General features: G+C 62.2%; 25 protein-coding genes and 1 pseudogene. 11 read left to right on the forward strand and 15 right to left on the reverse strand.

What is annotated here, in order from left to right; translation table 11 throughout:
- Positions 1-8 precede the first annotated feature (8 nt).
- From C1M53_RS12860 to C1M53_RS32100, 5 genes and pseudogenes are all read right to left on the reverse strand, one after another.
- The gene (locus C1M53_RS12860) at positions 9-1184 is read right to left on the reverse strand and encodes a glycosyl transferase family 1 (RefSeq protein WP_129412602.1); all 1176 of its coding nucleotides are present in this window, start codon (positions 1182-1184) and stop codon (positions 9-11) included.
- A gap of 159 nt (positions 1185-1343) precedes the next feature.
- A complete protein-coding gene (locus tag C1M53_RS12865; protein WP_245488592.1) occupies positions 1344-2108 on the reverse strand; it encodes a glycoside hydrolase family 16 protein in 765 nt (254 codons plus the stop codon).
- Positions 2109-2343: 235 nt separating this feature from the next.
- Complete coding sequence (locus C1M53_RS12870; RefSeq protein WP_129412604.1) at positions 2344-2742, reverse strand: hypothetical protein; 399 nt, start codon at positions 2740-2742, stop codon at positions 2344-2346.
- 52 nt (positions 2743-2794) lie between these two features.
- Positions 2795-3199 (reverse strand): GDP-mannose 4,6-dehydratase, encoded by a 405-nt coding sequence (locus C1M53_RS32095; protein WP_245488593.1) that lies wholly within the window; start codon positions 3197-3199, stop codon positions 2795-2797.
- Positions 3178-3780: pseudogene (locus tag C1M53_RS32100) on the reverse strand (NAD-dependent epimerase/dehydratase family protein); the annotation flags it as partial. The pseudogene C1M53_RS32100 and the gene C1M53_RS32095, both read right to left, overlap by 22 nt.
- 267 nt (positions 3781-4047) lie before the next feature.
- Between C1M53_RS32100 and C1M53_RS12880 the strand changes: the two are divergent.
- Together C1M53_RS12880 and C1M53_RS12885 are read left to right on the forward strand one after the other, a co-directional pair.
- Positions 4048-5007 carry a glycosyltransferase family 2 protein gene (locus tag C1M53_RS12880; protein ID WP_129412605.1) on the forward strand — a complete coding sequence of 320 codons (960 nt, stop codon included), beginning with the start codon at positions 4048-4050 and terminating at the stop codon, positions 5005-5007.
- A gap of 9 nt (positions 5008-5016) precedes the next feature.
- Positions 5017-6027, forward strand: a complete 1011-nt coding sequence (locus tag C1M53_RS12885) for a polysaccharide pyruvyl transferase family protein (protein WP_129412606.1) — start codon at positions 5017-5019, stop codon at positions 6025-6027.
- Here C1M53_RS12885 and C1M53_RS12890 read toward each other — a convergent pair.
- Both C1M53_RS12890 and C1M53_RS32360 read right to left on the reverse strand, forming a co-directional pair.
- Positions 6018-7022 carry a glycosyltransferase family 2 protein gene (locus tag C1M53_RS12890; RefSeq protein ID WP_129412607.1) on the reverse strand — a complete coding sequence of 335 codons (1005 nt, stop codon included), beginning with the start codon at positions 7020-7022 and terminating at the stop codon, positions 6018-6020. The genes C1M53_RS12885 and C1M53_RS12890 overlap by 10 nt on opposite strands.
- Positions 7023-7190: 168 nt before the next feature.
- Positions 7191-7487, reverse strand: a complete 297-nt coding sequence (locus C1M53_RS32360) for an exopolysaccharide production repressor protein (RefSeq protein ID WP_129412608.1) — start codon at positions 7485-7487, stop codon at positions 7191-7193.
- A gap of 618 nt (positions 7488-8105) precedes the next feature.
- Here C1M53_RS32360 and C1M53_RS12900 point away from each other — a divergent pair.
- From C1M53_RS12900 to C1M53_RS12915, 4 genes are all read left to right on the forward strand, one after another.
- Entirely contained in the window at positions 8106-8786 is a 681-nt protein-coding gene (locus tag C1M53_RS12900; RefSeq protein ID WP_129412609.1) for a sugar transferase, read from the forward strand.
- A 161-nt stretch (positions 8787-8947) separates the two neighbouring features.
- The gene (locus C1M53_RS12905) at positions 8948-10126 is read left to right on the forward strand and encodes a polysaccharide biosynthesis/export family protein (protein WP_245488536.1); all 1179 of its coding nucleotides are present in this window, start codon (positions 8948-8950) and stop codon (positions 10124-10126) included.
- Between the two features lie 178 nt (positions 10127-10304).
- The gene (locus C1M53_RS12910; protein ID WP_129412611.1) at positions 10305-11564 is read left to right on the forward strand and encodes an O-antigen ligase; all 1260 of its coding nucleotides are present in this window, start codon (positions 10305-10307) and stop codon (positions 11562-11564) included.
- Positions 11561-12562 carry an acyltransferase gene (locus tag C1M53_RS12915; protein WP_129412612.1) on the forward strand — a complete coding sequence of 334 codons (1002 nt, stop codon included), beginning with the start codon at positions 11561-11563 and terminating at the stop codon, positions 12560-12562. The genes C1M53_RS12910 and C1M53_RS12915 overlap by 4 nt, the downstream gene beginning before the upstream one ends.
- A gap of 63 nt (positions 12563-12625) precedes the next feature.
- On the opposite strand, the gene C1M53_RS12920 is transcribed toward C1M53_RS12915, so the two are convergent.
- Genes C1M53_RS12920 through C1M53_RS12945 form a run of 6 tightly spaced genes read right to left on the reverse strand, consistent with a single transcriptional unit; the run spans position 12626 to position 18490 of the window.
- On the reverse strand, positions 12626-13942 hold the full coding sequence (locus tag C1M53_RS12920) for an ArgE/DapE family deacylase (RefSeq protein WP_129412613.1): 1317 nt from the start codon (positions 13940-13942) through the stop codon (positions 12626-12628).
- A 3-nt stretch (positions 13943-13945) separates the two neighbouring features.
- The gene (locus C1M53_RS12925) at positions 13946-14902 is read right to left on the reverse strand and encodes an ABC transporter permease (protein ID WP_129412614.1); all 957 of its coding nucleotides are present in this window, start codon (positions 14900-14902) and stop codon (positions 13946-13948) included.
- Complete coding sequence (locus C1M53_RS12930; RefSeq protein WP_129412615.1) at positions 14899-15876, reverse strand: ABC transporter permease; 978 nt, start codon at positions 15874-15876, stop codon at positions 14899-14901. The genes C1M53_RS12925 and C1M53_RS12930 overlap by 4 nt, the downstream gene beginning before the upstream one ends.
- 13 nt (positions 15877-15889) lie before the next feature.
- On the reverse strand, positions 15890-16873 hold the full coding sequence (locus C1M53_RS12935) for an autoinducer 2 ABC transporter substrate-binding protein (RefSeq protein WP_129412616.1): 984 nt from the start codon (positions 16871-16873) through the stop codon (positions 15890-15892).
- 29 nt (positions 16874-16902) lie between these two features.
- The gene (locus C1M53_RS12940) at positions 16903-17673 is read right to left on the reverse strand and encodes an ATP-binding cassette domain-containing protein (RefSeq protein WP_129412617.1); all 771 of its coding nucleotides are present in this window, start codon (positions 17671-17673) and stop codon (positions 16903-16905) included.
- A gap of 37 nt (positions 17674-17710) precedes the next feature.
- Positions 17711-18490, reverse strand: coding sequence for a glutamine amidotransferase (locus tag C1M53_RS12945; RefSeq protein ID WP_129412618.1), 780 nt, complete (start codon positions 18488-18490; stop codon positions 17711-17713).
- Between the two features lie 325 nt (positions 18491-18815).
- Here C1M53_RS12945 and C1M53_RS12950 point away from each other — a divergent pair, with 325 nt between their 5' ends.
- Positions 18816-19856, forward strand: coding sequence for a LacI family DNA-binding transcriptional regulator (locus tag C1M53_RS12950; RefSeq protein ID WP_129412619.1), 1041 nt, complete (start codon positions 18816-18818; stop codon positions 19854-19856).
- Positions 19857-19875: 19 nt separating this feature from the next.
- Here the strand turns inward: C1M53_RS12950 and C1M53_RS12955 are convergent, their stop codons facing one another.
- Positions 19876-20484, reverse strand: coding sequence for a 3'-5' exonuclease (locus C1M53_RS12955; protein WP_129412620.1), 609 nt, complete (start codon positions 20482-20484; stop codon positions 19876-19878).
- A 119-nt stretch (positions 20485-20603) separates the two neighbouring features.
- Between C1M53_RS12955 and C1M53_RS12960 the strand changes: the two genes are divergently transcribed.
- On the forward strand, positions 20604-21500 hold the full coding sequence (locus tag C1M53_RS12960; protein WP_165358131.1) for a LysR substrate-binding domain-containing protein: 897 nt from the start codon (positions 20604-20606) through the stop codon (positions 21498-21500).
- Between the two features lie 66 nt (positions 21501-21566).
- On the opposite strand, the gene C1M53_RS12965 is transcribed toward C1M53_RS12960, so the two are convergent.
- Positions 21567-22430 (reverse strand): LysR family transcriptional regulator, encoded by an 864-nt coding sequence (locus C1M53_RS12965; RefSeq protein ID WP_129412622.1) that lies wholly within the window; start codon positions 22428-22430, stop codon positions 21567-21569.
- A 103-nt stretch (positions 22431-22533) separates the two neighbouring features.
- Between C1M53_RS12965 and C1M53_RS12970 the strand changes: the two genes are divergently transcribed.
- From C1M53_RS12970 to C1M53_RS12980, 3 genes are all read left to right on the forward strand, one after another.
- Positions 22534-23679, forward strand: coding sequence for a TauD/TfdA family dioxygenase (locus C1M53_RS12970; protein ID WP_129412623.1), 1146 nt, complete (start codon positions 22534-22536; stop codon positions 23677-23679).
- A complete protein-coding gene (locus tag C1M53_RS12975) occupies positions 23676-24275 on the forward strand; it encodes an HD domain-containing protein (RefSeq protein WP_245488537.1) in 600 nt (199 codons plus the stop codon). The genes C1M53_RS12970 and C1M53_RS12975 overlap by 4 nt, the downstream gene beginning before the upstream one ends.
- Before the next feature lie 149 nt (positions 24276-24424).
- Positions 24425-25984 (forward strand): trimethylamine methyltransferase family protein, encoded by a 1560-nt coding sequence (locus C1M53_RS12980; protein WP_129412624.1) that lies wholly within the window; start codon positions 24425-24427, stop codon positions 25982-25984.
- Positions 25985-26102 lie beyond the last annotated feature (118 nt).

The following is a 26102-nucleotide window of genomic DNA, read 5'->3' on the forward strand; positions in this document are numbered from 1 at the left end:
GAGGGCTATCATGCTGCGACCTCCAGCAAGACGTCCGGCTGTTCCTTGCCGGCAAGGCGGGCCAGTCGCGTCACCAGCGAGCGGCAGTCATCCGGAACGCAGATCCAGGTGCCGAGATCCTGCGCGGTGATCTTGCCACGACGCTCGAGATAGGTGTCGGTGTCGATGTCGCCCACCAGTGTTGAGAGGTTCTCGACGGATGGTACGTCGAGCAGCAGGCCGATGTGGCGATCGGCAAGGAAGCGAGCCGTCTCGGTTCCCTTCATCGCGATCGGCACGGCGCCGAAGCGGCAGCCTTCATAGAGCCTGTTCGGCAACAGCCAGCTCGAATTCAGGCCCTCCTCGAAGAAGTCGATGGCCCAACAGAAATGCACCTCGCCGTAGATGGCGGCGAGATCGTCCGGATTGCGATAGGCACCCTGGAACGAAAGGTAGGGTTGAGCACGCACGAAACCATCGAAATCGTCAAACTCGACGCGGGCCGGGCGACCGCGCAGCACGATCTCGAAACGCCCCTGCATGCGGCGCGTGAAGTCTGCCAGCAGTTTCAGCGATTTGGCACAGCGCAATGCGCCGAACCAGCCGATCTTCCAGGGTTCGCCATTCGCCGGCGGGGCTGGCAGCTTCGCCGGCTGGGCAGGTTTGCCGCTCAGGTCGAGGATCTTGTTCTGCAGCAGCACGGCCGGCACCCGGGTCTGCCCGAAAGCCTCGAAATAGTCGCGAACGAAGGCGGGAGAGCTGGTCAGCAGCAGTTGCGCGTCGCGGCTGAAGAGTCGCTCGGCGCCACGCAACGTTTTTCCAACGGCACCTGTGTCGAGAAGGAAACGATGGATGTCCAGGCACTCGTAGACGATCGGGGCGGAGCCGCCGAAGATGCTGCGCGCCCGGTTGGCCAGAGCCAGCATTTCGAGGTTGCGACCGATGATGATGTCCGGTTTCGGGATGCTGCCAAGCCTGGTACCGAGCGAGAACGCCGCCCTGGTGACGGCGGCAACGCGTTGGGCGAAGGCGCGATCGGCCGTGACGCCAAGATCGATCGGCGACAGGTCTTCGAAATCCGGCACCGTCTCGGCGCGGCGGAAGCCAGCGAGCGTCACGGTGGCGCCGCCGATCTGCAGCATCGTCACGCGCCGGCGTACCGCCGGGTCGCAAAGATCGTGGACCAGGTAGAGGACATTCAGCATGGCCGGACCGTCAGCTTGGGCGATTTCGAAAAATTGTAGCGGCGATTTTGAAGCAAAGGTCGCGCCTGACGGATGGTTGGCCTCCATCGGCAGATGCAGCAATTCCTTGAAATCGCCCTGGATGTCGCTGCGCCATTGGGCGCGGATGAAGGGCCGCGCTCACTGCGTGCTCTTGTTCAGTTTGCAGACGATCGATTCCGGAAACTGGCAGGCGTCGCCCGGGGCTGTGTAGGCAACACGATCTATCTCGGCCGTGACCTGCTGCTGAGGGCTGGCGAAGGCACCCATCCAGGATTTCAGCGTGTCGCTGCCCCAGAGGCTGAGATAGATTTTGGATGGATGGCTTGGCAGCTTGGCCGGGTCGGTAGCCTCCTCCACCAGTTTGCCATCGACATACCAGGCGATGCGATCCTGCTGCCACACGAAGGCGTAGTCGTGGAATTCCTTGTCGGCACCGCCAGGCACGTCGACCAGCCTGGCCGAACCGACGCTCTTGCCGTTGACATACTGGTTGACCTGGACCTTGGAAGGGTCCTTGCCCAGCACTTCGAAGTCGATCTCGTCATGCGGCTGTTTGTGGACCGGACCGATAAAGGAGAAGAAGCCGGTGTTGAGGCCGGACCCCGCCGCAGCCTTCATGCGGACCTCGAAGGTACCGTAGCCGAACCGCTTGTTGGTCTGCACCTCACCACAGACATTGCTGCGGCCCTTGCTTGGTTCGGCCTGGAAGCCGAGCTTCAGGGTCCCATCCGAGACGCTGACCTGTTTGGCTGACCAGGTGCAGTTCTGGTGATCGCCATTCGACCAGCCATCCGAAACATACCAGCGTTTCTTGTCGAGCCTGTCGAAGGTCTCGATGAAAGACTTGCCTGTCGCCTTAGGTTCTTTTTGATCTTCGGCGCGCCCTGAAACGGTACCCGCCATGGATGCGGACAGTACGGACACCGCCACGACACAACTCTTCAGGCCGACTCGCGCCGGTATTCTCAAACTTGCAGCCATACCGCTTGCTACTTTCGTTTTGGGTCGCTCGCCTGCGCTGCGGACCCGCGTCAATTTCGGGCGAATGTTGCAATGCACATAAGATGAATTAGCGGATCAGAATGTGACGCGTCCGCACATTCTGATGCGCTGCGCAGTAACTTTTTATGATCGTCGGTTAAGCCAGCCGTCGGCGAGGAACGGTCGCGGCGGTCGCGACGTCTTCATTTTCATAGGGAAACAGCTCGGCCTGGGCACGCAGTCCGGTAACAAAATCGATCTGCTTCTCAAGAGCAGCTATCCGCGCCGAATAACGGATCATCACATCCGTGAGGTCATTGATGACCGGCGAGATCGATGTGTCCTGGTCATCTTCGAGAGCCTGCTGCGAGAAGGCAGCCTGCGCCGCGATGCTTTCGTGACGATCACGCAGGCCGTCCCTTTCGCGCTCGATCTCCTTGCGCAATCCCTCGACCAGCCCAAGCAGTCGGGCAGCGCGGGTCGCATCGGTCTCACGGTCCCGCCGAAGGCTCCGGACGCGGAACGGCTTGCGTGCGTTGAATTTGAATAAGGCCATGGCCGGTCCCTTCTCCTGCCGTTCGTAACCTTACCCGCCCACTGCGACGATCTTACTCTGCCGCAGCCAGCCCCGTCGAGGCATGCCATTGCCAGGCGGTGCGGACGATGGAGCCGAGGTCATGCCTGGGGCTCCAGCCCAGCACCGACCCTGCCTTGGCGTTGTCGGCGACCAGAACGGGGGCATCACCTTCGCGGCGTCCCTCACGGCGAATCGGGAACGGCTTGCCCGCTTCCGTCGCAATCGCCGTCAGCAATTCCTGCACCGTGGTTCCGGTTCCGGTGCCAAGATTGAGGGCAACGCTTTCGCCACCACCAAGCAGGTATTCGACTGCGCGCCCATGCGCATCGGCGAGATCGGAGACGTGGATGAAGTCGCGCACGCAGGTGCCGTCGCGCGTGTCATAGTCGGTGCCAAAGATGTTGAAGCCGTCACGACGACCGAGTGCCGCGTCAATGGCGAGCGGAACAGCATGCGTCTCCGGGGAATCCGTTCGCCGATTCGCCCCTCCGGATCGGCTCCAGCGGCATTGAAATAGCGCAGGACCACCGAGCGGAAGCCCTGATGACGATCCAGATCGGACAGCATCTGCTCGACGATCAGCTTGGAGCGGCCATAAGGATTGATCGGATTCTGCGGATGCGTCTCCCGCATGGGGACATCGACGGGCAGGCCGTATGTGGCGCAGGTCGACGAAAAGACCAGCTTGTCGATGCCTGCCTGCTGGGCGGCAAGAATCAGGGAAAGCGTGCCCGCAACGTTGTTGTCGTAGAACGCAGCCGGCGCCTTCACCGATTCGCCGACTTCGATAAGGGCGGCAAAGTGCACGATCGCGGCCGGACGATAGGCCTCGATCACCGCGGCAAGTTTCTCGCGATCGCGGATATCGCCGCGCTCCAGCGGCCCCCATTTCACGAATTCGGCGTGGCCGTTGCTTAGATTGTCGTAGACCACCGGCGTGAAACCGCGCCCGGCCAGATCCAGGCAGGTGTGGGATCCGATGTATCCGGCGCCGCCGACGACGAGAATGTTGGTCACGGGGATCAATCCTTTTCGATTGCTGCGATGGGTTAGCGGGGCGTCACCGGGAAGGCGACAAATTTCAGCCCGAATGTACTGGTCTGGGGAGGCTCGCTCCGGCCGACATGTTTTGTCACGCTTTTCAGGTTAAAAGCAGCCGGCATGTGACGAGCACCGTTTGTTTGAACGAGCGGGCCGTGCGTCAGCGAGCTCTGGACGGGGGGCACCGACCAGAATCATCGGAACCACTTGCGCGGGTTCCTAAACTCCTGAAGGCGCGAAAAAATGACGAAATGCACTGTCATCATTCCTTACTACCAGCGAGAGCCGGGAATCCTGGCCCGCGCATTGAGATCCGTGTTCGCGCAAACGCATCCAGACTTCGATGTGATTGTCGTCGACGATGCCTCACCGTTGCCGGCTGAAAGCGATCTCGAAAATCTTGCTCCGACCGAGCGGGCACGAATAACCGTTTTAAAACAACCGAATGCGGGGCCGGGCGGGGCACGCAATACAGGTCTGGACCGTATCGGCGCCGACACTGACTATGCCGCATTCCTCGATTCAGACGACGAATGGACCCCTGATCACCTGAAGAATGCCGTGGCAGGCCTATCACTTTTTGAGGCGGATTGTTACTGGGCCTCGATCAGGGGTGGTGATGCCTTCTATTACCACTTCGGGGTGGCCGACCTTGCCGCGGTGACGCAGGTGGTCCGTCTTTCCGAACAGCCGCCTCTCGTCGAGGTTCCGGCGCTCGGCGCGACCATGCTGAAGAACTGGAGCTTCATGCACCTGTCGTGCATGGTTATCGGCGAGGCCCTGTTTCGCAAGGTTCGCTTCGATGCCTCGTTGCGGCTGGCCGCCGAAGACGTGCTCTTCTTTTACGATTGCGTCAGAAGCGCCCGCCGCACGGTTCTTTCCGAGGGTTTCGGCGCCGTACGTGGTGAAGGCATCAACATCTTCCACGGGCTGGACAGCGATTCGCCGCAGTTCCTGAAACAGCAGTTCAACACCTGGGTGGCGCTCGACCAGCTGGAAAGCCGGTTTCAGCATGTTGCCGAAGACCGTGCATCGATCGAAAGCTACAAGCAGACGGCACGCAATCAGGCGCTCTGGGGACAGGCGCGGCTGGTTAAGGCTCGCAAGGCGCCGCAATTCAAGCAACTGGCTGCCTGGGCGTGGCGCGATCCGAAACTCCTGCGCAGCGCCGTCAATCTCGCCGTTTCCAAGATCGCGAAATAGGACCCTGTGATGCAGCCTTTCTACTGGGAATCCGCGCACGGCAATTTTGGCGACGATCTCAACCTGTGGCTCTGGGATTTTCTCTTGCCAGGTTTCCGCGATGTCCATCCTGACGTGCTTCTGGTTGGGGTCGGCACCGTGCTCAACCAGGAATTGCTCCCGGCCGACGTAAAGAAACTCGTCATCGGCAGCGGTTTTGGCTACGGCTCGTTGCCGGATCTGTCCGATAAGAGGGAGTGGGATACCCGTGCGGTTCGCGGGCCGCTCACGGCACAGAAACTCGGTTTGGCGCCGGAGCTGGGCATCATCGATCCTGCCGTCATGGTCGCCGAGATGCCGGAGTTCCGCAATTTGCCGAAGACCGGTGGCGCGATCTTCGTTCCGCATTGGGAATCGACGGTCGGCGGCATCTGGCCGCTCGTCTGCCAGGCGGCCGGACTGGGCTATGTCGATCCCTGTGGAGAGGCAAAGTCGGTGATCCGGGCGATCGCCCAGGCTGATCTGGTGGTGGCCGAATCAATGCACGCCGCGATCCTGGCCGACGCTTTCCGGGTGCCATGGGTCGCGGTGACGACGTCCCGCTCCATCAATTCGTTCAAGTGGCGCGACTGGGCGACGTCGCTGGGTGTGGACTACAGGCCGCGACAGATCCCGATCTCGTCGCGGGCGGAGGCGGTCACCAAGGGAGCACGATTCTGGGGCTTCGGTTTCGAGGCGCCGGCGGGGACGGCAAACGATACAGGCCGACCCGACGATACCGAAGTTCTGGCACGTAAAAACAAGGAGCCAGAACATTTCGACGGTTCCGAAAAAAGCGGAAATGCCCTGGTGGTGACGCGCAACGAACCGCCGCCGTCGATGCTGCGTTCAGTTGCCAAGCAGGTACTGGCGGCGCCATCGACACTGGCGCTGTGGCAGGCGCGCAAGGCCCGGCCGCAGCTGAGCGGCGATGCGATGCTGTCGGAAAGGAAGGATCGCTTCCGTGAAGTGCTTGCCGACGTGCGGCGGGACTATCTCTGAGCGCCGACACGGGCTGGTAACAGATAGCGCGGCGGTGCCGGCTCGTCGCTGACGGGCCGTTGCCGCGCCCGCCGCGCGTCAAGCTTGTCGGCGAATATGCCGCCGACGATCGCCGGAAGCGCGGCCGGACGCAGCAAGGCATGGATGCCGGCGCGCGCCAGGCCGCGAGAAGCCTTGACGTCGAGGAAATGGCGCAGCTCATAGCGGCCACGGACATGGCGCTCATGGCGACTCAGCATGGTCCTTGCCGTTGCCGGCAAAGGACCGGACAGCATGGTCAGATCGGCTTCATAGAGCCGCTTCAGGTCGTCGGTGCGGTGTTTGCCGCTCAGCGAATCGGGGCGTACGACGGCACCGTAGCCGCAGCCGTGAACGACCTTGTAGCGCGCGCCTTTCAGCAGCGCGCGCGCATAAAGATCATAGTCTTCGCCCAGCCGCAGGCGCTCGTCATAGCGCAGGCCGTTTGCGTCCAGGAAGGCGCGGCGCATGACGGGCTTCAGGAACCCGATCTCGCCGCGCGAAGCGCCGCGCCGCGAAATGTTGCCCTCGACGAAACCTTCGACGTCGAGGAAGCGAGGGGCTGGTTCGAAACGGGGGACGTGCGGTTCGGTGCCATGCGCGCCGCGGCTGTCGATAAAAACGATGTTGTCGGCGACAAAATCCCAGTCTTCTCCATCGATCAGGGCGTCGAAGCGGCCATCCAGGAAAAAGTCGTCGGCATCCAGTATGGCGATCAGAGGTGCCTTGGAGTGTTCGATGGCCCGGTTGCGGGCATAAGCCGGACCATGATTGCGGTCGAGGCGCAGGATATGCAGACGTCCGGTTGCATCATCGGCCTCCAGGCTGGCCTGGGCGGTTGCATCCTGCGAGCCATCATCGACCACGACGACCTCGGAAACCCGCTTTTCGCGTAGCGCCGAGGCGACTGCGCGTCCGATCGTCGCTTCAGCGTTCTTGGCTGCGATGATGACGCAGACCGTGGCGGATGAAGTCATCTCCACACTCCAATTGCGGCTGCTTGCTTGCGGCCAATGTGTCCCTGTGCCCGACTTGTGGCTTGCGGCCACGACCCTATGCCGTGGCTGCCTGTTCGCAGAAACGCAAGGCGATTTGATGACAATTCGTTTCCGAGGGGTAGCCGGCGCGCTTCGGCGCCGGAAGGGTCAGGGTAGCGGGGAACGTCCCACGCCAGGCATCTGCGCGGTTTCGCCTTTCGGCTGGATGTCCGTGGCGGAAGCGGCGGCATTTTCGCCGCGGGCGAGCGTTTCTCCCCGTTTCCCGGTTTCGCCTGAACGCCAGACCATGAACAGAATGGCGATAAAATATCCGACCTGAATGATAACGGCGCAGATCAGCGTCTGGATGAAAGTTGTCCAAGCCGATTGAGTAATCGCATAGCTTGCTACGGCGAATGCAACCAACACTGCGATAAAACCACGAAGGAATAACAGAAAGGACATCTTATCCTTTCCTGTCGTTCTGATTTCGTGTCGTGTTGAAACGCTTGGGCAAAACCTGTCTCCCGCCATGACGGGCGCTGGTCTTACACCTCAGCCGGTGAAATCAAGACTCGCTTTCTTCAAAGCTTGAAGCCCAGATTTCCCATTTGCCCGCACGCCTTCAAATATAGGAATTTCGGCAACACTAGGCAACACACCGCCGGATCACTTCCCTGCTCATGGTTTACCTTGGGTTCGCTGGAGATATTATTGCAACACGTCGGCGTTGCCGGTTGCGCTTGCAAAAACCGAAGTGATGCTGCCGTTGTTATTTTAGCACTATTGGTTAGCTTCGCGACATCTTCATGGCGAAATAAAATACAATTTGATAAATACCGAAATGTGGCGTGAGTTTTGTAGTTTAATATTGAAAAGGTAAAGGAAATCAAACACAAAAGTGAGACTTCATGCGGTGTTCGAACATAGGAGAACCCGCAATGTTTCGATTCGTTACAAAATATGACTGCTGTCTCGTCGTTGCGACCGATTTTCATCATAGAGGTGACATATCCAGCCCTCTATTGTTCGCATGCTGCGGTGCAGCATCGTTGACCTGACCATTTTTTGCGGAGCAACAAAATGAGAGACGCCGCCAGATTGGCCAACGGATTGTCATGCCAGCCCGACGAAGGCACTCCTCCCGCGATTGGCGGTGCGATCAAGCGCGGATTCGACATTCTGGGGGCGTTGGCAGGCATTGCCCTGCTCAGCCCCTTGCTGCTGATGCTGGCAGCGCTTGTCAAAACCACGGGTGGTGGTGGACGCATTCTTTATGGCCACCGACGAATCGGCCGCAACGGGACGGTGTTCCGATGTTGGAAATTCCGGACGATGGTGGAGAACGGCGACGAGGTATTGGCCGCACATCTGGCCAGCAATCCGCAAGAGCGCGAAGAGTGGAATGCGACCCGCAAATTGCAGAACGACCCCCGCGTGACACGTGTCGGTGCCGTGCTGCGCAAACTCTCGCTCGATGAGCTGCCGCAGATCATCAACATCCTGCGCGGCGAAATGAGCTTTGTCGGTCCGCGTCCGGTGGTGAAGGACGAGCTCGAACTCTACGGCAATGCGGCGGAGTACTACCTGAAGTCGCGTCCAGGCCTGACCGGCCTGTGGCAGGTGAGCGGCCGCAATGACGTCTCTTATGGTGCCCGCGTTGCCTTCGATCAGCATTACGTCGAGAACTGGTCGTTTGTCTTCGACCTGAAGATTCTCGTTCGCACGGTGCCAGCCGTGTTTTCGTCGCGGGGCAGTTATTGATTTCCTGCGCCAGCCGGGCGGGTTTTCATCGGACTTTTCCCTTCGGGACGTCCAGGAAGAAAGGACGGCAGTCTTTGAGATACATTCGAGCAGCTTTATCTGTACGGCTGTTTATCCACGCTCTCTGCGTCGGTCTCATGTTGATGGCGACATCCGCCTCCATGGCCGCCGATGATTATCGTCTCGATGCGATGGACAAGCTGCGCATCCGGGTTGCCGAATGGCAGAGCGCCGAGGGCGCGGTCCGTGACTGGGCAACCATCAGCGGCGACTACAGCGTCAACCCTGCCGGAGAGGTTTCGCTGCCTTTCGTCGGCGAGCTCGGCGTCAAGGGCAAGACGACGACCGAGGTGGCAACGGCTATTGCCGTTGGTCTGCAACAGAAGCTCGGTCTTCCCGATCGGCCCGAAGCATCGGTCGAAATCGCCGAATATCGACCTGTCTTCCTTGCCGGAGATGTCCAGACACCCGGCAAATATCCCTATGCGCCGGGCCTCACGGTGCTGAAGGCGATGAGCCTTGCCGGCGGCTTGCGCCGCGCCGACAGCGGGCAGGGAGGTGTTCGCGATTTCATCCAGGCGCAGGGCAATTACGACGTCCTGATCGCTCAGCGGAATGGCCTGCTGGCACGCCGTGCGCGCTTGATCGCCGAGGCAGAGAACAAGGATCAGATCGACTTTCCGCCGGAGCTCAACAAGACCGATGTCGGCCGCAAGCTGATGGCGGACGAGACTGCGCTGAAGGAAGCCCGCGAAAATCGCCTGCGCCTGCAACTCACGGCGCTGGACGACCTGAAGAAGCTGCTGCAGTCGGAGATCGAATCGCTGTCGAAGAAGATCGTCACGCAGAACCGTCAGGTCGAATTGTCGAAGGACGAGCTGAAGAGCATCAGCGGCCTTGCCGAAAAGGGCCTTGTGGTCAACCAGCGCATTATGAGCCTTGAACGGACCAGTGCCGAGCTTGAGGGCAAGGTGCTGGATCTGGAAACGGCCAGCCTGCGCGCTAAGCAGGACATCTCGAAAGCAACACAGGACGCCACCAAGCTGCAGAACGATCGCGATACCGAGGTCGCCCAGAGCCGGCAGCAGACGGAAGCCGACCTGGAAGAGATGGGTTTCAAGGTTGGCATGTATTCAGGTCTCATGACCGAGGCAATGACACGGGCGCCGGATGCCGCGCGTACGGCGAACAATGGCGCCGAGCCGGTCATTCGCTATGCGATCGTGCGGACGGGCGAGGACGGCAAGGCGAGTGAAGTCGCAGCTGACGAGAACACGTCGATCCTGCCCGGTGACGTGGTCAAGATCGAGATCGCAGGCCCCGGCGTGACGTCCAACTGAGACGATCGCGAGAGCCTGGCATGACGAAAACCGCCGGATCGGCGTCGCGCGCCCGAACGGATGCGCGACGTTCGACACATCGGCCTGAAAATCGGAACCGGTTTTCGGACCCCACATTGCGCTGGCTGACAGCGTCGGAGCTTTTCAAGCACGGGTGCACTGGTAGCGGAGCGATGTCGTGAAGATCGCCAAAGCATTGCTTGTGAATCCCGACCGCAACTTCTGGTACGGCGCCGTTGCGGTCGCAGTCTCGATCTTCGTGTTCGCCTATTCGACCCGCTTCGGCCAGGTTTCGATTCTGGCTTATTATGCCTGCTGGCTGCCACTCGTGCTGGTCGACTACAAACGGGCGCTGGGCGACTATCGTCGCTTTTTCTGGATCATCGCTTTCGCGGTTCTTGCCTGCCTTTCCATGTTCTGGTCGGCGGCGCCCGGAGTGACGGCGCGTGCCGGGGTGCAACTGCTCTCGCATGTCGTCTGCGCGCTGATTGCGGCGCGCACCGTTTCGGTGCGCACGCTCAATATCGGTGCGCTCGGCGGCATCCTGATGGTGGTGCTGTTTTCCGTTGCCTTCGGCCAATACAATCTGGACCCGATCGACGGCACCTACAGTTTTGTCGGCGCGTTCTCGTCCAAGAACCAGCTCGGCCTGTTCTCCTCGCTCGGCATCTACTTCGCCTTCACGGCAGTCGCCGTCCAGCACGAGCGTGGCCTCTGGCGATTGCTGGCGATCTGCTGCGGCTTGCTGTGTGCGTACACTTTGCTCGCCGCTCAATCGGCGACCTCGGTGCTTGCGATCGGAGCGACGCTCGCCATGCTGATTTCGCTGAAGCTGGCGATGCTGTTTTCACCCTCTGCCCGCAAGGGCGGGTTGGTGGCAGGCATGGCGATCGGCCTGCTGCTCATCTTTGTCGGGCTCAACATGGGAGCGGCCGACGCGGTGCTTGGCGCTTTCGGCAAGGATTCGACCCTGACGGGCCGCACCTATCTGTGGCAGCAGGGTTGGGAAGCTGCCATGCAATCCCCCTGGTTCGGAATCGGCTACCAGGGCTATTGGGTGCAGGGATTTTCCGAGGCCGAACGACTCTGGCAGGAATTCTACATCGGCTCCCGCAGCGGCTTCCACTTCCACAACACCTATATCGAGGTGCTGGTGGAGCTCGGTCTCGCGGGTATCCTCGCCATCGCGGTGCTGATGGTGCGTGTTCCTTTCGGCCTGCTGCTGCGTCTGGTCGATGCACGGCGGGATCCGGCGTCCTTCACCTTGCTCGGCGTTGCGGTGATGTTCCTGATCCGCTCCTTCGTCGAGGTCGACGTCATCAATCCTTACGTCGTCGGTTCCTTCCTGGTCTATTATGCGGCAGGACAGCTGGTGCTGCCCCAGCGTGTTTCCCATCTTGCGACGACGACACGCTTGCTGCGGCAGGGCGCGGCATGAACAAGCTTTACGGCATCCAGTACCTGCGTGCCGTCGCGGCGCTGGGAGTGGTCGTCTTCCATGCCGCCGAGCGCAGTGGCGGTCATTTCACCATCGGCGCTGCCGGCGTCGATGTTTTCTTCGTCGTCTCGGGCTTCATCATGTGGGTGCTGGCCGAGGTGCGGCAGCCCTCGCCAACGGCTTTCCTGAGGGAGCGGGTCGAGCGCATCGTGCCGCTCTACTGGATCGCGACCGCCGTGATGGTGGCAGGGGGGCTCGCCGGCCTCTTCCCCAAGATGAAGCTCACGGCCTTCCATGTCTTCGGCTCGTTCGCCTTCATCCCGCATGTGTCTCCAAGCGATGGCGGGACATGGCCTGTTCTGGTGCAGGGCTGGACGCTGAACTACGAGATGTTCTTCTACATCCTGTTCGCGGCAGTCCTGTTCCTGCCAGCAGCAAGGCGGTTCCCGGCATTGGCATTGCTGTTCGGTACACTGGTCGCCATCGGCCTGGTCGTTCAGCCGGATGGCGCGGTGCTGCGCACCTACACGAGCCCGCTGATGGCGGAATTCCTCATCGGTGCAGCGATCGGCAAGTTGTGGCTGGCAAACCGAATGCCGCCAGCCGCGCTGGGAGTTCCGCTGATCGTTGCATCGGCAGCCGGCTTTGCGCTGGTCGGCTTCGGCTATCTTCCGTTCGGGCCGGCCGCGCTCGCGCCGCTGTCAGGTATGCTCCTGGTCGGGTTTTTGTGTCTCGAAAAGGCTGGTCGTGTGCGGCACATGCGGGTTCCGACCTATCTCGGCGACGCCTCCTATTCGATCTATCTCTGGCACACGATTGCGATCTCGGTGGCCGTCAAGGCGAGTGGGATGACAGGCCTGTCGGCGCTGCCTGCCTTCGTCCTTTCAATTGGCGCCGGCACCGTTGCGGGTCTGGTCTGCCACGAATTGCTGGAGAAACCGATCGCTGCCTGGTTCAAGGCGCGACGTCACCGCGCACGCGTTCGCTATGCCGGGTAACAGCTTGAATGGCGAGGCGCGGCTTCTTCCCGTCCGCTGCCCTGCCGGTCGTCTTTGTCCCTGCTACCGGCACCAGCGCTCGATGGTCAGCGCTATGGCCTTGGTGCAGTCGATGAGATCGCGCACTGACACGCGTTCGTTCGGCTGATGCGACTGCGCGGGATCGCCAGGGCCGAAATTGACGGTCGGCGTGTTGCCGAGCCCGGTTGGCAGGCCGATATCCGAATGTGCACCGAAGCCAGACAGTTTCGGCGATAGTCTGGCGGCTCCGACTGCACCCTGGAAGGTCTGCACGAATGGATGGTCGGCCGGCACCTCGGCGCAGTCCGCGTCGAGGATCCATTCCACCCGCGCCGGATGCGCGCGCAGGTAGGGATCCGCCTGGCAGACATTGGCGACGTGCTCCTCGATCTCGCGCTTGACCGCGCCACCCAGGGCGAACTCGTCCTTCTCGTGCGGCAGGTACTGGGCGTCGATGATGATCTCTGCGCGCCCCGCGGTGGAGGAAGGATGTTCGCCGGCATTGATCTGCGTCACCATGATCTGGTTCGGCATGTCCATCAGCGGATGTGTCTTGCGGGGATCGAACATCCAGCGGCGGTTGAGGATGTCGATGCCGTCGAGCATCTGCCGGCACAGCTGCACAGCGTCGACAGGCCCGCTGGAATACCATGCATTGGGTGTCAGCTCGGCATGGCCGCCGATGCCGTCGAGGATGATACGGCCCCACAGGATACCGTGGCAGAGCGGCGCGATGCGGTTCGCGGTGGGCTCGGTCATGATGCCGGCATCGGCGCGGAAGCCGCGATCGACCATGGCAAGCGAGCCCATGCCACCGATCTCCTCGTCGACGACCGTGGTGAAGACGATATCTCCGGAGAGCGGGATATCGAGCTCCTTCAGGATCTCGACCGCCATCAGCATGCAGGCGACGCCGCCCTTCATGTCGACGGTGCCGCGACCATGCAGGAAGCCGTCCTTGAGCACGGGCTCGAACGGATCTGTCTGCCAGTGCTCGCGTGCGCCCGGCGGCACGACATCGATGTGCCCGGTCAGCATGATCGACTTGCCGCCGCCGGTGCCTTTCAGCGTTCCGCCGAGATTGGGGCGACCCTCGAAAGTGCGGCCCTTGTTGGCGCCGGGCCTTCCCTTGTATTTCTCATAGAGCGCGGGGCCGTCCGGATCCCACAGGTCGGTGGTGAAGCCGAGTTTTTCCAGTCGTGCCTGCAGATAGAGCTGGCAGTCGCGTTCGCCCGGACCAGCCTTGGTCGGATCGGACATGACGATCGACGGGAAGGAAACCAGCGCACTCAGCGTCTCGACGATGTGGTCGCCGCGCGCCTCGACCCGTTCGGCAATTCTTTCTTCGATGGACGCCATCAATCATCTCCAGCGTTGTGAAAGGCGGTCGGCGAGAAGCACGAAGATCAGCAGCGCGCCGACGATGCCGACCTGCCAGACCGTGTTGACGTTGAGTTGCAGCAGCCCGGTCTTGAGCGTGACCAGCAGGACCACGGCGGCGAGCACGCCACCGACGCCGCCGCGGCCACCGAAGATGGCGATGCCACCGAGCATGGCTGCGGTCAGCGATTCCAGTTCGAGGTTCTGGCCGATATTGGGTCGTCCGCTGCCGAACCATGCCAGCGATACCAGTCCGGCCACGCCGGCGAGCATGCCGCTCAGCCCATAGAGGATGAGACGCGTGCGATCGACCGGGATGCCGACCAGGCGCGCGGAGCGTTCGTTGAAGCCCATCGCATAGATCCAGCGGCCCCAGGCGGTGAACACGAGCACGATGCCGGCGAGCACGAAGGCCGGCAACGCCGCCGAGACGAAGGGCAGCGGAATGCCGCCCACCGTGCCGCGCCCCCACGGCAGCAGCCATTGCGGCACGCCCGGCTGCGGTGCGCCACCGGTAAGCGCCAGCGCCAGGCCGGAATAGGCAAAGAAGGTTCCCAGGGTGGCAATCAACGGAAGGATGGCAAGACGCGTGACCAGAAGGCCATTGAAAAGTCCGAGCAGCAGCCCCGCGACGATACAGGCGACCGGCAGGAGCAGAGGCGGCATTCCTGCCTTGAGGGCAAGCATGGCGAGGATCGCCGAAAGGGAGACGGTGCCGCCGACGGAAAGATCGATGCCGGCGCCACCGGCGAGGATGACCAGCGCCTGGCCAAGCGCGGCGAGCGCCAGGATCGTCGAGAACTGGAGGACCGTGGTCACCGTGGCGGCACTCAGCGCTGTCGGCTTGAGCACGAACAGGCCGCCAAGAACCACCACCCACAGGGCCGCGAGGATGGCCAGCACCAGCGCCGGCCCGTGAAGACTGCGCAAGCGGCTCATCTGCTGGCCCATCCCATTTTCGAGAAAGACAGGCGGCCGGCAAGGACCTCGAGGCTGAGCACGGCAATCAGCAGGCCGCCGGTGACGACCGTCTGCGAGAGCGACGGCACCCCGACCAGCAGCAGACCGTTCTGCAGGATGCGCAGCAAAAGCACCCCGAGCACGGTTCCGATCAGGGAGCAGCGCCCGCCGAGAATGCTCGTGCCGCCCAGCACCACCGCGGCGATCGCATCGAGAGCCAGCGTGCTGCCGGTGCTCATTTCGACGTTTCTATAGGTCGCGACGTAGAAGGTTGCCGCAAGTCCGGCCAGCATGCCGCTGATGACAAAGGCTGCAAAGCGCACCTTGACCACGGAGATGCCGGCAAGCCTCGCCTTCTCCTCGGAGTTGCCGATGGCAAGCAGATGCAGGCCGAAGGGCGTGCGCCGCAAGGCCAGCCATACGGCAAGATAAGCCAGCGCGATCATCCAGAAGGACAGCGGAACGCCGCCAAGCCCGGCACCGAGCATCTCAGTGAGGCCTGTCGGCAGGCCGGAGAGCCATTGCCCGCCCAGCACCACGAATATCGCCGTGCGATAGATGCCGAGCAGGCCGAGTGTGCCGACAATTGCCGGAATGCGGCCGAGCACCACCACGGCTGCCGTCACAAGGCCGAGCAGCGCGCCGGTCAGAGGCCCGATCACTGCAGCCAGCGCCGGATCGAAGTTGGCGCCGAGGGCACGGCCGACGGCGATGGCCGACAGCCCCATGACGACGCCGATCGAAACGTCGATGCCACCCATGGCAAGCAGCAGCGTCATGCCAAGACCGATCAGGAGCAGCTCGACGCTGTTGCGCATGATGGTCGCGGCATTCTCCGGCGTTGCGAACACGGGTGACGCGGACGCAAACGCGATGGTCAGGACCACGCATGCCGCGAGCAGAATAAGCTCGCGGCCTGTCAGCATGGACATGGCCTGGTTCAGGCGGCGCATGGGTTCTCCCGCGTCAGAAGTCGAACTTGTCGACATTCTCGGCGGTGAAGATCGCCGGCGGCCCGAGCAGCAGGATGCCCTTTTCGGCGTCGTAGGTGACGGGTTCGGCAAAACCCGGCACTGTGTTCGATGCCTCGAATTTCTTTCCGTCGATCAGCTGCTTGCCTGCCCATACGGTGAGATAGCCGAGCTGCGAGGGATCCCACAGGACACTGAAGCCGAAGGCGCCGCTCTTGATGTAGGAGCGTGCGGTGTTGGGGCTGCAGTAGCCGGTGCCAACCACCTTGCCGACCTTGCCGGCGGTCTCGATCGCCTGCGCCACGCCGGGGCAGGTGCTGGAGGCCACCGCGATCAGGGCCTTGAGGTCGGGGTTGGCGGCGATCAGATCGCTCGATATCTGCGCGGCGCGCTGCGCCGTACCGCCGGCGAACTGCGGCTCGAGCAGAACGAGCTTGGGGTATTTCTCCGCGGCCCGCTTCTTCATGAAGCCGATCCAGGCGTTCAGGTTGGTGGCGGTCGCCTCGCCGGAAACGATGCCGACCTTGGCGTCTTCGCCGACTTTTTTGACCAGTTCGTCGATGATGGCATAGCCGAGCCCTTCATCGGTCGCCTGCGCCACATAGACGGCGCGGCCGCTGTCGGGGGCATCGCTGTCGCTGGTGAACAGTTTGATGCCCTTTGTCTCGGCAGCCTGCACGACCGGCGCGATGCTCGACGCGTCGAGCACGCTGACCGAGATGGCGTTGACACCCTGGTCGATCAGGTTCTGCACGATCTGTAGCTGGTCGATCGGATTTGCATCGACCGGACCGGTGTAGACGAAGTCGACGCCGAGATCGGCGCCAGCCTTCTTGCCGCCGGCTTCCATCGCGTTGAAATAGGGGATGCCAATGAGCTGCGGGACGAAGGCCACCTTGGGCTTGTCCTGCGCCATCGCTGAGGTGGCAATCGCAAGTATCGCCGAAGCTGCCAGGGCCCGTGCGAGATGTTTCAGCATGTTTGTTCCTCTCTGGGTTGGACGTGCTGTCATTGTGTTTTTTCAAGCGCCCGCACGTCGGGGTGAGCGCCTGTTATGAGAGCAACGATTTCCTCCGGTTCGGTCTCGGCACGCAGCCGTTCCGCAACCTTGCGTCCGCGCCGGAACACGACCATGCGGTCGGCGACCTCGAATACATCGGAAATGTTGTGGCTGATCAGCACGACCGCGCAGCCGCGTTCGGCGAGCTTGCGGATCAAGGTGAGCACCTTGCGGGTTTCTGCGACGGCGAGCGCGGCCGTCGGCTCGTCCATGATGACCAGCTTCGCGTTCAGATTGAGAGCGCGGCAAATTGCAACCGACTGACGCTGGCCGCCGGAAAGACTGCCCACGGGCGCTTCCGGGTCAGAGATATGGGCGTCGAGCTCCTTCAGCAGCTCGGCGACCCGCTGCTTCATTTCCTTGCGCCGCAGGAAAGGAATGCCGAGCACCGAATGCCTCAGCTCACGGCCGAGATAGACGTTTTCCGAGATTGACAGGTTTTCCGAGAGCGCCAGCTCCTGGAAAATCGTGGCGATGCCGGAGGCAGCCGCGTCCTTCGGGGAGGCGAAGGACACCGGCTGCCCCGCGACGAGGATCTGGCCATCGCTTGGAGGGTGCGCTCCGGCCAGAACCTTGATGAAAGTGGATTTGCCGGCCCCGTTGTCGCCCAGCAGGGCGAGAACCTCTCCGGCGCGGATTTCGAGATCGACATTCGAAAGCGCCGTCAGGCCGCCGAAACGTTTGGCGATGCCTTTGGCAACCAGGAATGCTTCGGACATGTCTTTCTCCTCCCTGGCCACGTCGCGATTGATCCCGTCAGAGGCGGGTCAACCAGCCAAGCGCATTGCGCCACAAGGTGGTGTAACCCGGCCAGTTCGAAAAGGATGCCGGAAGCCAGTGCGGGCTGACATCGGACATCCAGGCCAGCGTGCGGCCGTTTTCGAACGTCCCGGTAACCAGCAGCGGATGGCCACCCTGGTCTTCGGGCAGGCTGGCCAGGACTTCGATGCCGGCCTCCGGCTTCAGGCGCACCTCGTTAGCGCCGAGCAGCAGCGGCCACTCACCCTCCAGCCCATTCAGGATCGGGTGGTTGCTGTTGGCGTCGACGACCGCGCTGAAACCTTCGGGGATCTCAAGGCGGTCATCGTAAGGCAGGCATTCCACCGGCAGTACATCCTCGACCGGCGTACGGCGCCAGCGTGCGCGGCCATCGATGCCCTGGAAGGAGAAATAGCCGCCGATCATCGCCAGGCCACCGCCTTGCGCCGTCCATTCCTTCAGCAGCCTGAGCCTGTTGGGCACCGTCTTGCCATGCAGCCAGACATCGGGATGCAGCAGCAGCGACGAAGCGCCGATGTCGGAAAGCAGGATCGCGTCATAGGCATTCAGGCCGTCGAGGTCGAAAGGCAGCTTCTCGACAGCCTCGTGCGCCGGCATGTGGGTGAGGTCGAAGGCGCTGCCCTCAAGCGCCTTGATCAGGGGCTCGGCGCCGGAATGAAAGGTGACGCTGCCGAACTGGTCGAAGCCCTTGAAGTGGGTGGCCGAACTCAACCAGGTCTCACCGACGAGCAGCACTTTCTTCTTCGTGTTGGACAAGGCTTCGATCTCCCATCAATTCCATTCGCTCCTTTCGGCAGCGAGATTTGGACAGGTCGACATACGAGTGTCTTCCTGAACCGTTTCAGGTTTGAAGACTGCCGCAACAATCTCTGCTTTGCAATGGCTGTGTTTCAAATTTTTCTCAGATTGACAAATTCAATATGAACCGGTTCAAATCCGAAGGTCATATGGAGAGCGGAACGCCCATGATCAACAATGCAGCCGCAGATCCACTCGGCCTTGGAAATCTCCTTCAAAAACGCGTAGTTGACGTAACCGGCGTGTTCTTGCGCCGCGACATGGTTTGAGGCCCGCCGCGGACATGAGTGGATCGAGATCTTCGGGCAACGGCCGGCCAACCATTCGCGACGTGGCGCGGGAGGCGGGCGTTTCGATCGGTACTGTCAGTGCCGTCATCAACGAACGCGGGCAGGTCGCCGAGGAAACCAGGCGCCATGTGCAGCGCTTCATCGCAGAACTCGGCTTCGAGCCGAACAACACCGCCCGGAGCCTGAAGAGCCGGCGCATCTCTTCGATTGGTTTTGTCGTGCCTGATCTCGACAACCCTTTCTTCGCCGCGGTGGCGGAGGGCGTGCAGCGCGGCATCGGCGACAACGATATCCTCCTGATGCTGTGCATCACCTGGTCACAGACCGAGCGCGAGGAGTATTTCGCACGCATCCTGCGCACGCAGCGGCTGGACGGCGTCATCTACCTCACCGGCACGGGCCTTCCGAGTTCATCGCTTCTCGAACTGGCCCGCGCCGGATCGGTCGTGTTCGTCGATGAAGTGTTGCCCGGCATCGACGTGCCTTTCGTGTCGAGCAACAATCTGGCTGGCGCCCGCGCTGTCGCCAGGCATGTCATCGATCAGGGACATAGGCGCATCGCGATCGTTGGTGGACCGCCGCGGCTCTGGACCAGCGAGCAGCGGCTGGCGGGCTTTCGCGAGTCGCTGGCGGCAGCCGCCATCGATACCGACGCGGCGCCCTATGTCGCCGGCGACTACAGCGAGCGCTCCGGCTATCTGGCCGCGGAGCGTTTCCTGGCTGGTCCGCGCAAGCACTGGCCCACCGCCATCCTGTGCGCCAACGACCTGATGGCCATCGGCGTGATGCGGTATTGCCGCGAGCACGATGTCACCATTCCGGACGAACTGAGCATCACGGGTTTCGACGACATCGCTGCCGCCGAATTGCTGCAGCCTGCGCTGACCACCGTGGCGCAGCCAGGGCTGGAGATGGGGCGCGCTGCGGCCGAGCTGTTGTTGCACCGCACCGGTGTCAGGCCGGAGCCGCCGGCAACCACGCATTTCCAGACATCGGTCCGCATCCGCAATTCAGTGACCGGAGCCGCGTCCTGACCGTTTCGGTCGGAGGCAGTCAGCCAAAGGCCGAGGGATTCAATTTCCCGGCGAGCAGCAGGTGCTGCAGCGCGTAGGCGACCGACAGGGCATCATCGAGCGCATCGTGACCCTGCAGCGGTGGGTGATCGACGCCGTAATATTCCGCCAGCTTGTTGCTCGGGGTCCTGGCCAGATCTTCGATCGGCATGCCGGCCGCCAGCAGCAGCTTTACCGCGTTGTCGAATCGCTGGGCCGGGATTGTCGGCGCGATACCCTCGACATAGCAACTGATGGCGACCATGTTCAGTTCGTCCTTGCCCCAGGACCAGAGCGTCGCTCCATCCGAAAACGCGTCGACGTCCCGTAGAGCCTGGCCGAGCGGAACGCCTCGCGCGGCGATTTCTTCCGGCGTTATTCCTGTCAGCCGGGAAAAGAACGGGTCGATGTCGTATGGCCGGCCGAAGCGGTCCATTGGACGAATGTAGGATCTGTGCGTGTCCAGGATCGGATACGAGCCCTCCAGGCCGAGTTTTACCGCTCCGATCTGTGCGATGACCGGATCGGGGTCGTGGGCGCCACACCAGAACCGGCGCTGCGAGCCCTCCGCGCACAGGAATTCGCAGTCGAAGACGATCGCGGTTTTCATGCCGGCTTCCCTGAATTTGCGGGGCTCTGTCGGGTTTGATGCCCCATCGTCAGTGTCAATGTCGAGATCGGGAGGGCAAGTCTTGCAGGATACGCTCCATCCAGGCCAAATGTCCCATCATGGTTCGCCGCTACTACAACCTTCCGTCGCTGATCGCGCTCGCAGCTTTCGAGGCAGCGGCGCGTCATCTCAGTCTCACCAAGGCGGCCGAGGAACTCAACGTGACGGTCGGCGCGGTATCCAAGCAGATACGCATGCTGGAGGAGGAGGTTGGCAACCCGCTGTTCCTGCGCCGTCACCGCGCACTCGAGCTGACGCGCGAAGGTGAGACGATGGCGGCAGCTCTCAAGGAAGGGTTCGAGCGGATCTCATCCACCTTTCGGCAGGTCAAGACGTCGGGCGGGCAGTCCAGCGTCACCATCGGATGCACCATGGCGATGGCTCATCTGTGGCTGATGCCGCGCATGAGCGCTTTCTGGGGCAGCCATCAGGACATCGCCGTCGATCATGTGATCTCCGACCATCCGCGCGGCCTCGATCGCCCCGACATCGATCTCAGGCTTCGTTACGGCAATGGTGAGTGGCCGGACGAACTGTCGGCCAGGCTTTATGACGATCGTATCTTCGCTGTCGCCAGTCCGGCGTTTGCGCGCGAGCATGCCGTCGAGACGCTCGACGACCTGGCTCAGTTGCAACTGCTTTCCGTCGAAGGCATGGACTGGAGCTGGACCACCTGGGCGGATTTCTTTCGCGAACTCGGCTGTCCCAACCGGCGTCTCAACGTCAGGCGCTTCAACAGCCACGTCATCGCGCTGCAGGCGGCGCGCAGCGGGCAGGGAGCCGTGCTTGGCTGGGCGAGTCTGGTGCGGCCGCTGATCGAAAGCGGCGACCTGGTGCAGCTCAGCTCCGCTGAAATCGCTGCACCGCATTCCTACTTCGTCACCTGGAGTGCGCGCCGCCCGCTCAGTCGTCAGGCCGGCCTGTTGCGCGACTGGCTGCTCTCGCTCGACGATTGAGCATCGGCATAGCGGCGGGCGCATCAAACGCCCAGCGCTGAATCTGTTTGGACGCTCCGACTGGCGTCAGGCGTTGGCAAGACAATCGACCAGGCCCCTTTGCTCCGCAAAGGCTGGATGGCTGCGCGCCCAGCTTATCCAGTAGCCGGCCTCCATGCGCAGCGTGCGCTCCGTCAGGCGCTGCAACCTGCCGGCGGCAATCGCGTTCGCGCACAGTGCGAGCGAGCCCAGCAAGACGCCGGCACCCGCTTCCGCCGCCCTCAGGGATTGCACGAAGGTGTCGAAGCGCAGCAAGGGCGTTGGTCCGGGTGGCTCACCCATCGCATTCGACCAGTCCCGCCAACCAACCCGCGGTCCTGAGGTGGCGATGCGTGGTCGGTCTTGCCAATTCGGATCACCTCCGAGCAAGGAGGGCGACGCCAATGGCGTCAGCTCCTCGGCGAAAAGCTGGAGTGCCTCGCGGCCAGCCCAATTGCCGGTGCCGAAGCGGATCTCGAAATCGACCTCCAGGCGTTCGTAGTCCGGCAGGTTCTGTATCGTCTCGAACGAGAGCTGCACATGCGGCAGGCGGCGCGTGATGCTGCCGAGACGGGGAACGATCCAGAGTTCGATCACCGAACTCGAAGCCGCGATGCTGATCTTGCGCCGTGGCTGCTCGAAGAGGTTCGCCGCGCTGTGCAGCAGCTCCGCCAACGCTGCCTGGACGTGAGGAAGCCAGGCCTCGCCCTGGGTCGACAGGATGACACCCCGCGCCTGCCGGCTGAACAGCTGTGCGCCGAGATGGAGTTCCAGGTTCTTGATGCGCTGGCTGACCGCCGCCTGGGTCAGGCCCAGTTCATTGGCGGCCGCAGTGAAACTGCCAAGCCGTGCCGACGCCTCGAAGACGCGGATCCATTCCAGCGGCGGCAGGTTCTGCGTATTCTGAGGCATAACTAATTTTGGGCCTTGCTGCCAGTTATTGTTGTTTGTGCTTATGCAAGGCGCGGTGTCAAGTTGAGGTCATCCACTACGACTATCCGCTGAGGAGCGACCTATGGCAGGCAACACCCAATTCGAGATACTGGATGGTGGCGAGGCGCTTGCGCTCGACCTTCCGGGCAAAGGCAGGCGTCGTTTCCATGCCATCTGGCTGCGCGACAATGCCTGGGATGAAGCGACCCGCGCGCCTGGGAACGGTCAGCGATTGATAACGCTCGGCGATATTCCCGCCGATACGACGATCGCTTCGGCGCGCGCTGATGGAAAGCGGCTCCATGTGACGTTCCAGCCGGAGGGCAAGACCATTGCCTACGATCTCGGATGGCTTGCCGACCATAGCTATGACAACGCGCCAAGCCGCGTCACGGGATGGACCGGACCGGAAATCGAAACCTGGGATGCGACGCTGGGTGCGGCGATCCCGGTCGGCGATTTCACGGCGGTGAGCCGGGATCGGGAAGCACTCGCCGCCTGGCTTGCCGGAGTGCGGCGCTTCGGGTTCGGCAAACTCGTCGGCGGTCCGGTCGCAAGCGGTGCGCTGTTCGAGGTCGCGTCGCTGTTCGGCTATGTCCGGGAGACGAATTACGGCCGCCATTTCGAAGTGCGGACAGAGGTGAATCCGTCCAACCTCGCCTATACCGGTCTTGGCCTTCAGGCACATACCGACAATCCTTATCGCGATCCGGTACCGACCCTGCAGATACTCTACTGCCTGGAAAATTCAGCCGAGGGCGGCGAGAACATGGTTGTCGACGGGTTCCGCGCCTGCGAGCGGCTGCGTGCGGAAAATCCGCGCGGTTTCGATCTTCTGTCAGGCCACTGCGCCCGCTTCGAATATGCCGGCAGCGCCGGCGTCTGCCTGCGATCGCGCCGGCCGATGATCGAGCTTGCCCCCGATGGGGAACTGGTCGGTATCCGCTTCAACAACCGCTCTGCGGCAGCCATCACCGAGGTGCCGTATGACGACATGGCCGACTACTACGCCGCCTATCGCCGGCTGGGAGAGCTCATCGACGACACCTCGATGGAAGTGACCTTCAAGCTGTCGCCGGGCGAATCCTTCATTGTCGACAACACACGTGTGCTGCATGCCCGAAAAGGCTATTCAGGCGCCGGCTCGCGCTGGCTGCAGGGCTGCTACGCCGACAAGGATGGCCTGCTTTCCACGCTTGCGGCGATCGAGCGGCAGGAGGCGGCATGATGGCGAAGCCCGCTTCCGATACGTTGACGGCGGATACGATTGTACCGTTCCTTGCTGATATCTTCGAACGCCGCGGCGGAGAAGAATATCTCGGGGAACCGGTGACGATGGCCGAACACATGCTGCAGGGCGCATATCTGGCCGAGCAGCAGGGCGAGCCGGAAATCATCGTCGTCGCGGCCCTGCTGCACGACATCGGCCACTTCACCAGCGAGTTCGGTACGTTTTCGATGGACGACACGCACGACAAACATCACGAAGAGGCCGGCGCCGAAGTGTTGCAGCGCTTCTTTCCGGACCTTGTGATCGACTGCGTTCGCTTCCATGTCGCCGCCAAGCGCTATATCTGCGCGACCGACCCTTCTTATTTCGGGCAGCTGTCGGCGGCTTCGATCCACTCCCTGAACTTGCAGGGCGGGCCGATGAGCCCGGAGGAGATCGCCGTTTTCGAGACGAATCCCAATGTCCGCGACATCGTGCGGGTTCGCCATCTGGACGATGCCGGAAAGATCGCCGGCCTCGTCACCCCCAGCTTTGCGCACTACGCACCGATGGTGCAACGGGTGGTCGATGGGCACTGCGGAGCGGCCGCCTGATCGGAGCGCGGCCTCAGCTCAAACCATCAGCGCGCACGGCTCACCGCTCTCGCTGGTCGCTTGAATTCAACTCAAGCGACCAGCGTTCCTTATTCGCTTGAACAAGCAGCTTGCAGTGCGTTCTCTTTCCGCAAGGGAGAACGCCAGAGATGAGTATCGCAGATCTAAGCCAGGTCACGGAAACGCCGGCCCAGCATCGCCGTGGCGGCGGGCGCATCGGGCGCAAGGCGCTGAGAAGCGCGGCCGTGCCGGCCTTCCCCACTCTGGTTCGCCAGATCCCGGCCTACGAAATCGTCCCCGACGAAGCGGTCGAGCTGATCCACCAGGAATCGCTGTCGATCCTCGAAGAAGTCGGCTGCGAATTCCGTGACGAGGAAGCGATCGCCTTGTGGCGGCAGGCTGGAGCCGATGTCTCCGGCACGCGGGTTCGTTTCGACCGTGCTCTCCTGATGGAGCTGGTGTCGAAGGTCCCGGCCGAATTCACGCTCAACGCACGCAACCCCGAGCGCTCGGTACGCGTCGGCGGCAAGAATTCGATCTTCGTGCCGATGTATGGCGCACCTTATGTGCGCGACCTCGACAACAACAGGCGCTACGGCACGCTGGAGGACCTGCAGAACTTCCACAAGCTGGCCTACATGGCGCCGGCGCTGCATTCGTCGAGTTCGATCATCTGCGAGCCGATGGAAATCCCGGTGCCGAAGCGGCATCTGCACATCATCCATTCGGCGCTGAAGCACTCCGACAAGCCGTTCATGGGCATCGTCACGTCGAGGGATCGTGCCGAGGACACGATGGCCATGGCCGGCATCGTGTTCGGCGAGGACTATGTCCGCGACAATCCGGTGCTGGTGTCGATCACCAACTGCAATTCGCCGCTGGTGTGGGATGCCACCATGCTCGACGCCATGAAGGTCTATGCGCGCAGCAACCAGCCGCTGATCCTCGCCCCCTTCGCGCTTTGCGGCGCCTCGACGCCGGCTTCTTCGGTGGGCGCGGTGGCACAGGTCAACGCCGAAGCGCTGGCGGGCGTTGCCTTCACGCAGCTGCTGCGTCCAGGCTCGCCGCAGATCTACGGACAGTTCATGGTCGCCGTCGACATGAAGACCGGCGCGCCCATGGGGGGTACGCCGGAGGCGGCTCAGATGATGTACCTCATGGGTGCGCTCGCCCGGAAATACCGGCTGCCCTGGCGCACATCCGGCTTCCATGTCGGCTCCAAGCTGAACGACGCCCAGGCGGGTTACGAGGCGAACATGCTGATGCATGCGGCGATCCTGTCCGGCGCGAACTACATCTGGCACTCCGCCGGCTGGCTCGAGGCCGGACTGAGCTGCGGTTATTCGAAATTCGCCACCGACTGCGAACAGCTTGTCGGCTGGTACAAATATGCCGGCGGGGTTCCGTTCGAGGATTTCAAGGACGCGATGGCGGCCGTGCGCGAGGTCGGGCCAGCCGGCCACTATCTCGGCACGCAGCACACGCTCGATCATTTCGAGAACGCCTTCTTCAGCCCCAGCATCATGGATTTCAATTCCTTCGAGCAGTGGAAGGCGGAAGGAGCGAAGGATCACGACACACGCGGCCGCGAGAAGGCGCGCAACATGCTGGCCGATTACGAGGAACCGAAGCTCGACGAGGGCATTGCCGAGGCGCTGGAGGATTTCATCGCGCGGCGCGAGGAAAGGCTGCCGGATACCGTCAATTGAAACGGATGATTTCAGAGCGTTTCCGTTTTTCACGGAAAGGCTCCAACTCTTTGTTTCTACGCAATTCCGGACGGAAAACCGTTGTGCACTTTTCCTGAAATTGCTCGGGCGCCACAAA

The organism is Mesorhizobium sp. Pch-S, assembly GCF_004136315.1.
In the GTDB taxonomy this organism is placed as follows: domain Bacteria; phylum Pseudomonadota; class Alphaproteobacteria; order Rhizobiales; family Rhizobiaceae; genus Mesorhizobium.

Excerpts from the sequence above, each read along its gene's own strand:
- C1M53_RS12925 (WP_129412614.1), bottom strand. The coding sequence starts at position 14,902 with ATGAGCCGCTTGCGCAGTCTTCACGGGCCGGCGCTGGTGCTGGCCATC.
- C1M53_RS12975 (WP_245488537.1), top strand. The coding sequence starts at position 23,676 with ATGATGGCGAAGCCCGCTTCCGATACGTTGACGGCGGATACGATTGTA.
- C1M53_RS12865 (WP_245488592.1), bottom strand. The coding sequence starts at position 2,108 with ATGGCGGGTACCGTTTCAGGGCGCGCCGAAGATCAAAAAGAACCTAAG.
- C1M53_RS12915 (WP_129412612.1), top strand. The coding sequence starts at position 11,561 with ATGAACAAGCTTTACGGCATCCAGTACCTGCGTGCCGTCGCGGCGCTG.
- C1M53_RS12930 (WP_129412615.1), bottom strand. The coding sequence starts at position 15,876 with ATGCGCCGCCTGAACCAGGCCATGTCCATGCTGACAGGCCGCGAGCTT.
- C1M53_RS12880 (WP_129412605.1), top strand. The coding sequence starts at position 4,048 with ATGACGAAATGCACTGTCATCATTCCTTACTACCAGCGAGAGCCGGGA.
- C1M53_RS12950 (WP_129412619.1), top strand. The coding sequence starts at position 18,816 with ATGAGTGGATCGAGATCTTCGGGCAACGGCCGGCCAACCATTCGCGAC.
- C1M53_RS12860 (WP_129412602.1), bottom strand. The coding sequence starts at position 1,184 with ATGCTGAATGTCCTCTACCTGGTCCACGATCTTTGCGACCCGGCGGTA.
- C1M53_RS32360 (WP_129412608.1), bottom strand. The coding sequence starts at position 7,487 with ATGTCCTTTCTGTTATTCCTTCGTGGTTTTATCGCAGTGTTGGTTGCA.
- C1M53_RS12960 (WP_165358131.1), top strand. The coding sequence starts at position 20,604 with ATGGTTCGCCGCTACTACAACCTTCCGTCGCTGATCGCGCTCGCAGCT.
- C1M53_RS12955 (WP_129412620.1), bottom strand. The coding sequence starts at position 20,484 with ATGAAAACCGCGATCGTCTTCGACTGCGAATTCCTGTGCGCGGAGGGC.
- C1M53_RS12870 (WP_129412604.1), bottom strand. The coding sequence starts at position 2,742 with ATGGCCTTATTCAAATTCAACGCACGCAAGCCGTTCCGCGTCCGGAGC.
- C1M53_RS12980 (WP_129412624.1), top strand. The coding sequence starts at position 24,425 with ATGAGTATCGCAGATCTAAGCCAGGTCACGGAAACGCCGGCCCAGCAT.
- C1M53_RS12920 (WP_129412613.1), bottom strand. The coding sequence starts at position 13,942 with ATGGCGTCCATCGAAGAAAGAATTGCCGAACGGGTCGAGGCGCGCGGC.
- C1M53_RS12905 (WP_245488536.1), top strand. The coding sequence starts at position 8,948 with ATGGCCGCCGATGATTATCGTCTCGATGCGATGGACAAGCTGCGCATC.
- C1M53_RS12885 (WP_129412606.1), top strand. The coding sequence starts at position 5,017 with ATGCAGCCTTTCTACTGGGAATCCGCGCACGGCAATTTTGGCGACGAT.
- C1M53_RS12970 (WP_129412623.1), top strand. The coding sequence starts at position 22,534 with ATGGCAGGCAACACCCAATTCGAGATACTGGATGGTGGCGAGGCGCTT.
- C1M53_RS12890 (WP_129412607.1), bottom strand. The coding sequence starts at position 7,022 with ATGACTTCATCCGCCACGGTCTGCGTCATCATCGCAGCCAAGAACGCT.
- C1M53_RS12940 (WP_129412617.1), bottom strand. The coding sequence starts at position 17,673 with ATGTCCGAAGCATTCCTGGTTGCCAAAGGCATCGCCAAACGTTTCGGC.
- C1M53_RS12965 (WP_129412622.1), bottom strand. The coding sequence starts at position 22,430 with ATGCCTCAGAATACGCAGAACCTGCCGCCGCTGGAATGGATCCGCGTC.
- C1M53_RS12900 (WP_129412609.1), top strand. The coding sequence starts at position 8,106 with ATGAGAGACGCCGCCAGATTGGCCAACGGATTGTCATGCCAGCCCGAC.
- C1M53_RS12935 (WP_129412616.1), bottom strand. The coding sequence starts at position 16,873 with ATGCTGAAACATCTCGCACGGGCCCTGGCAGCTTCGGCGATACTTGCG.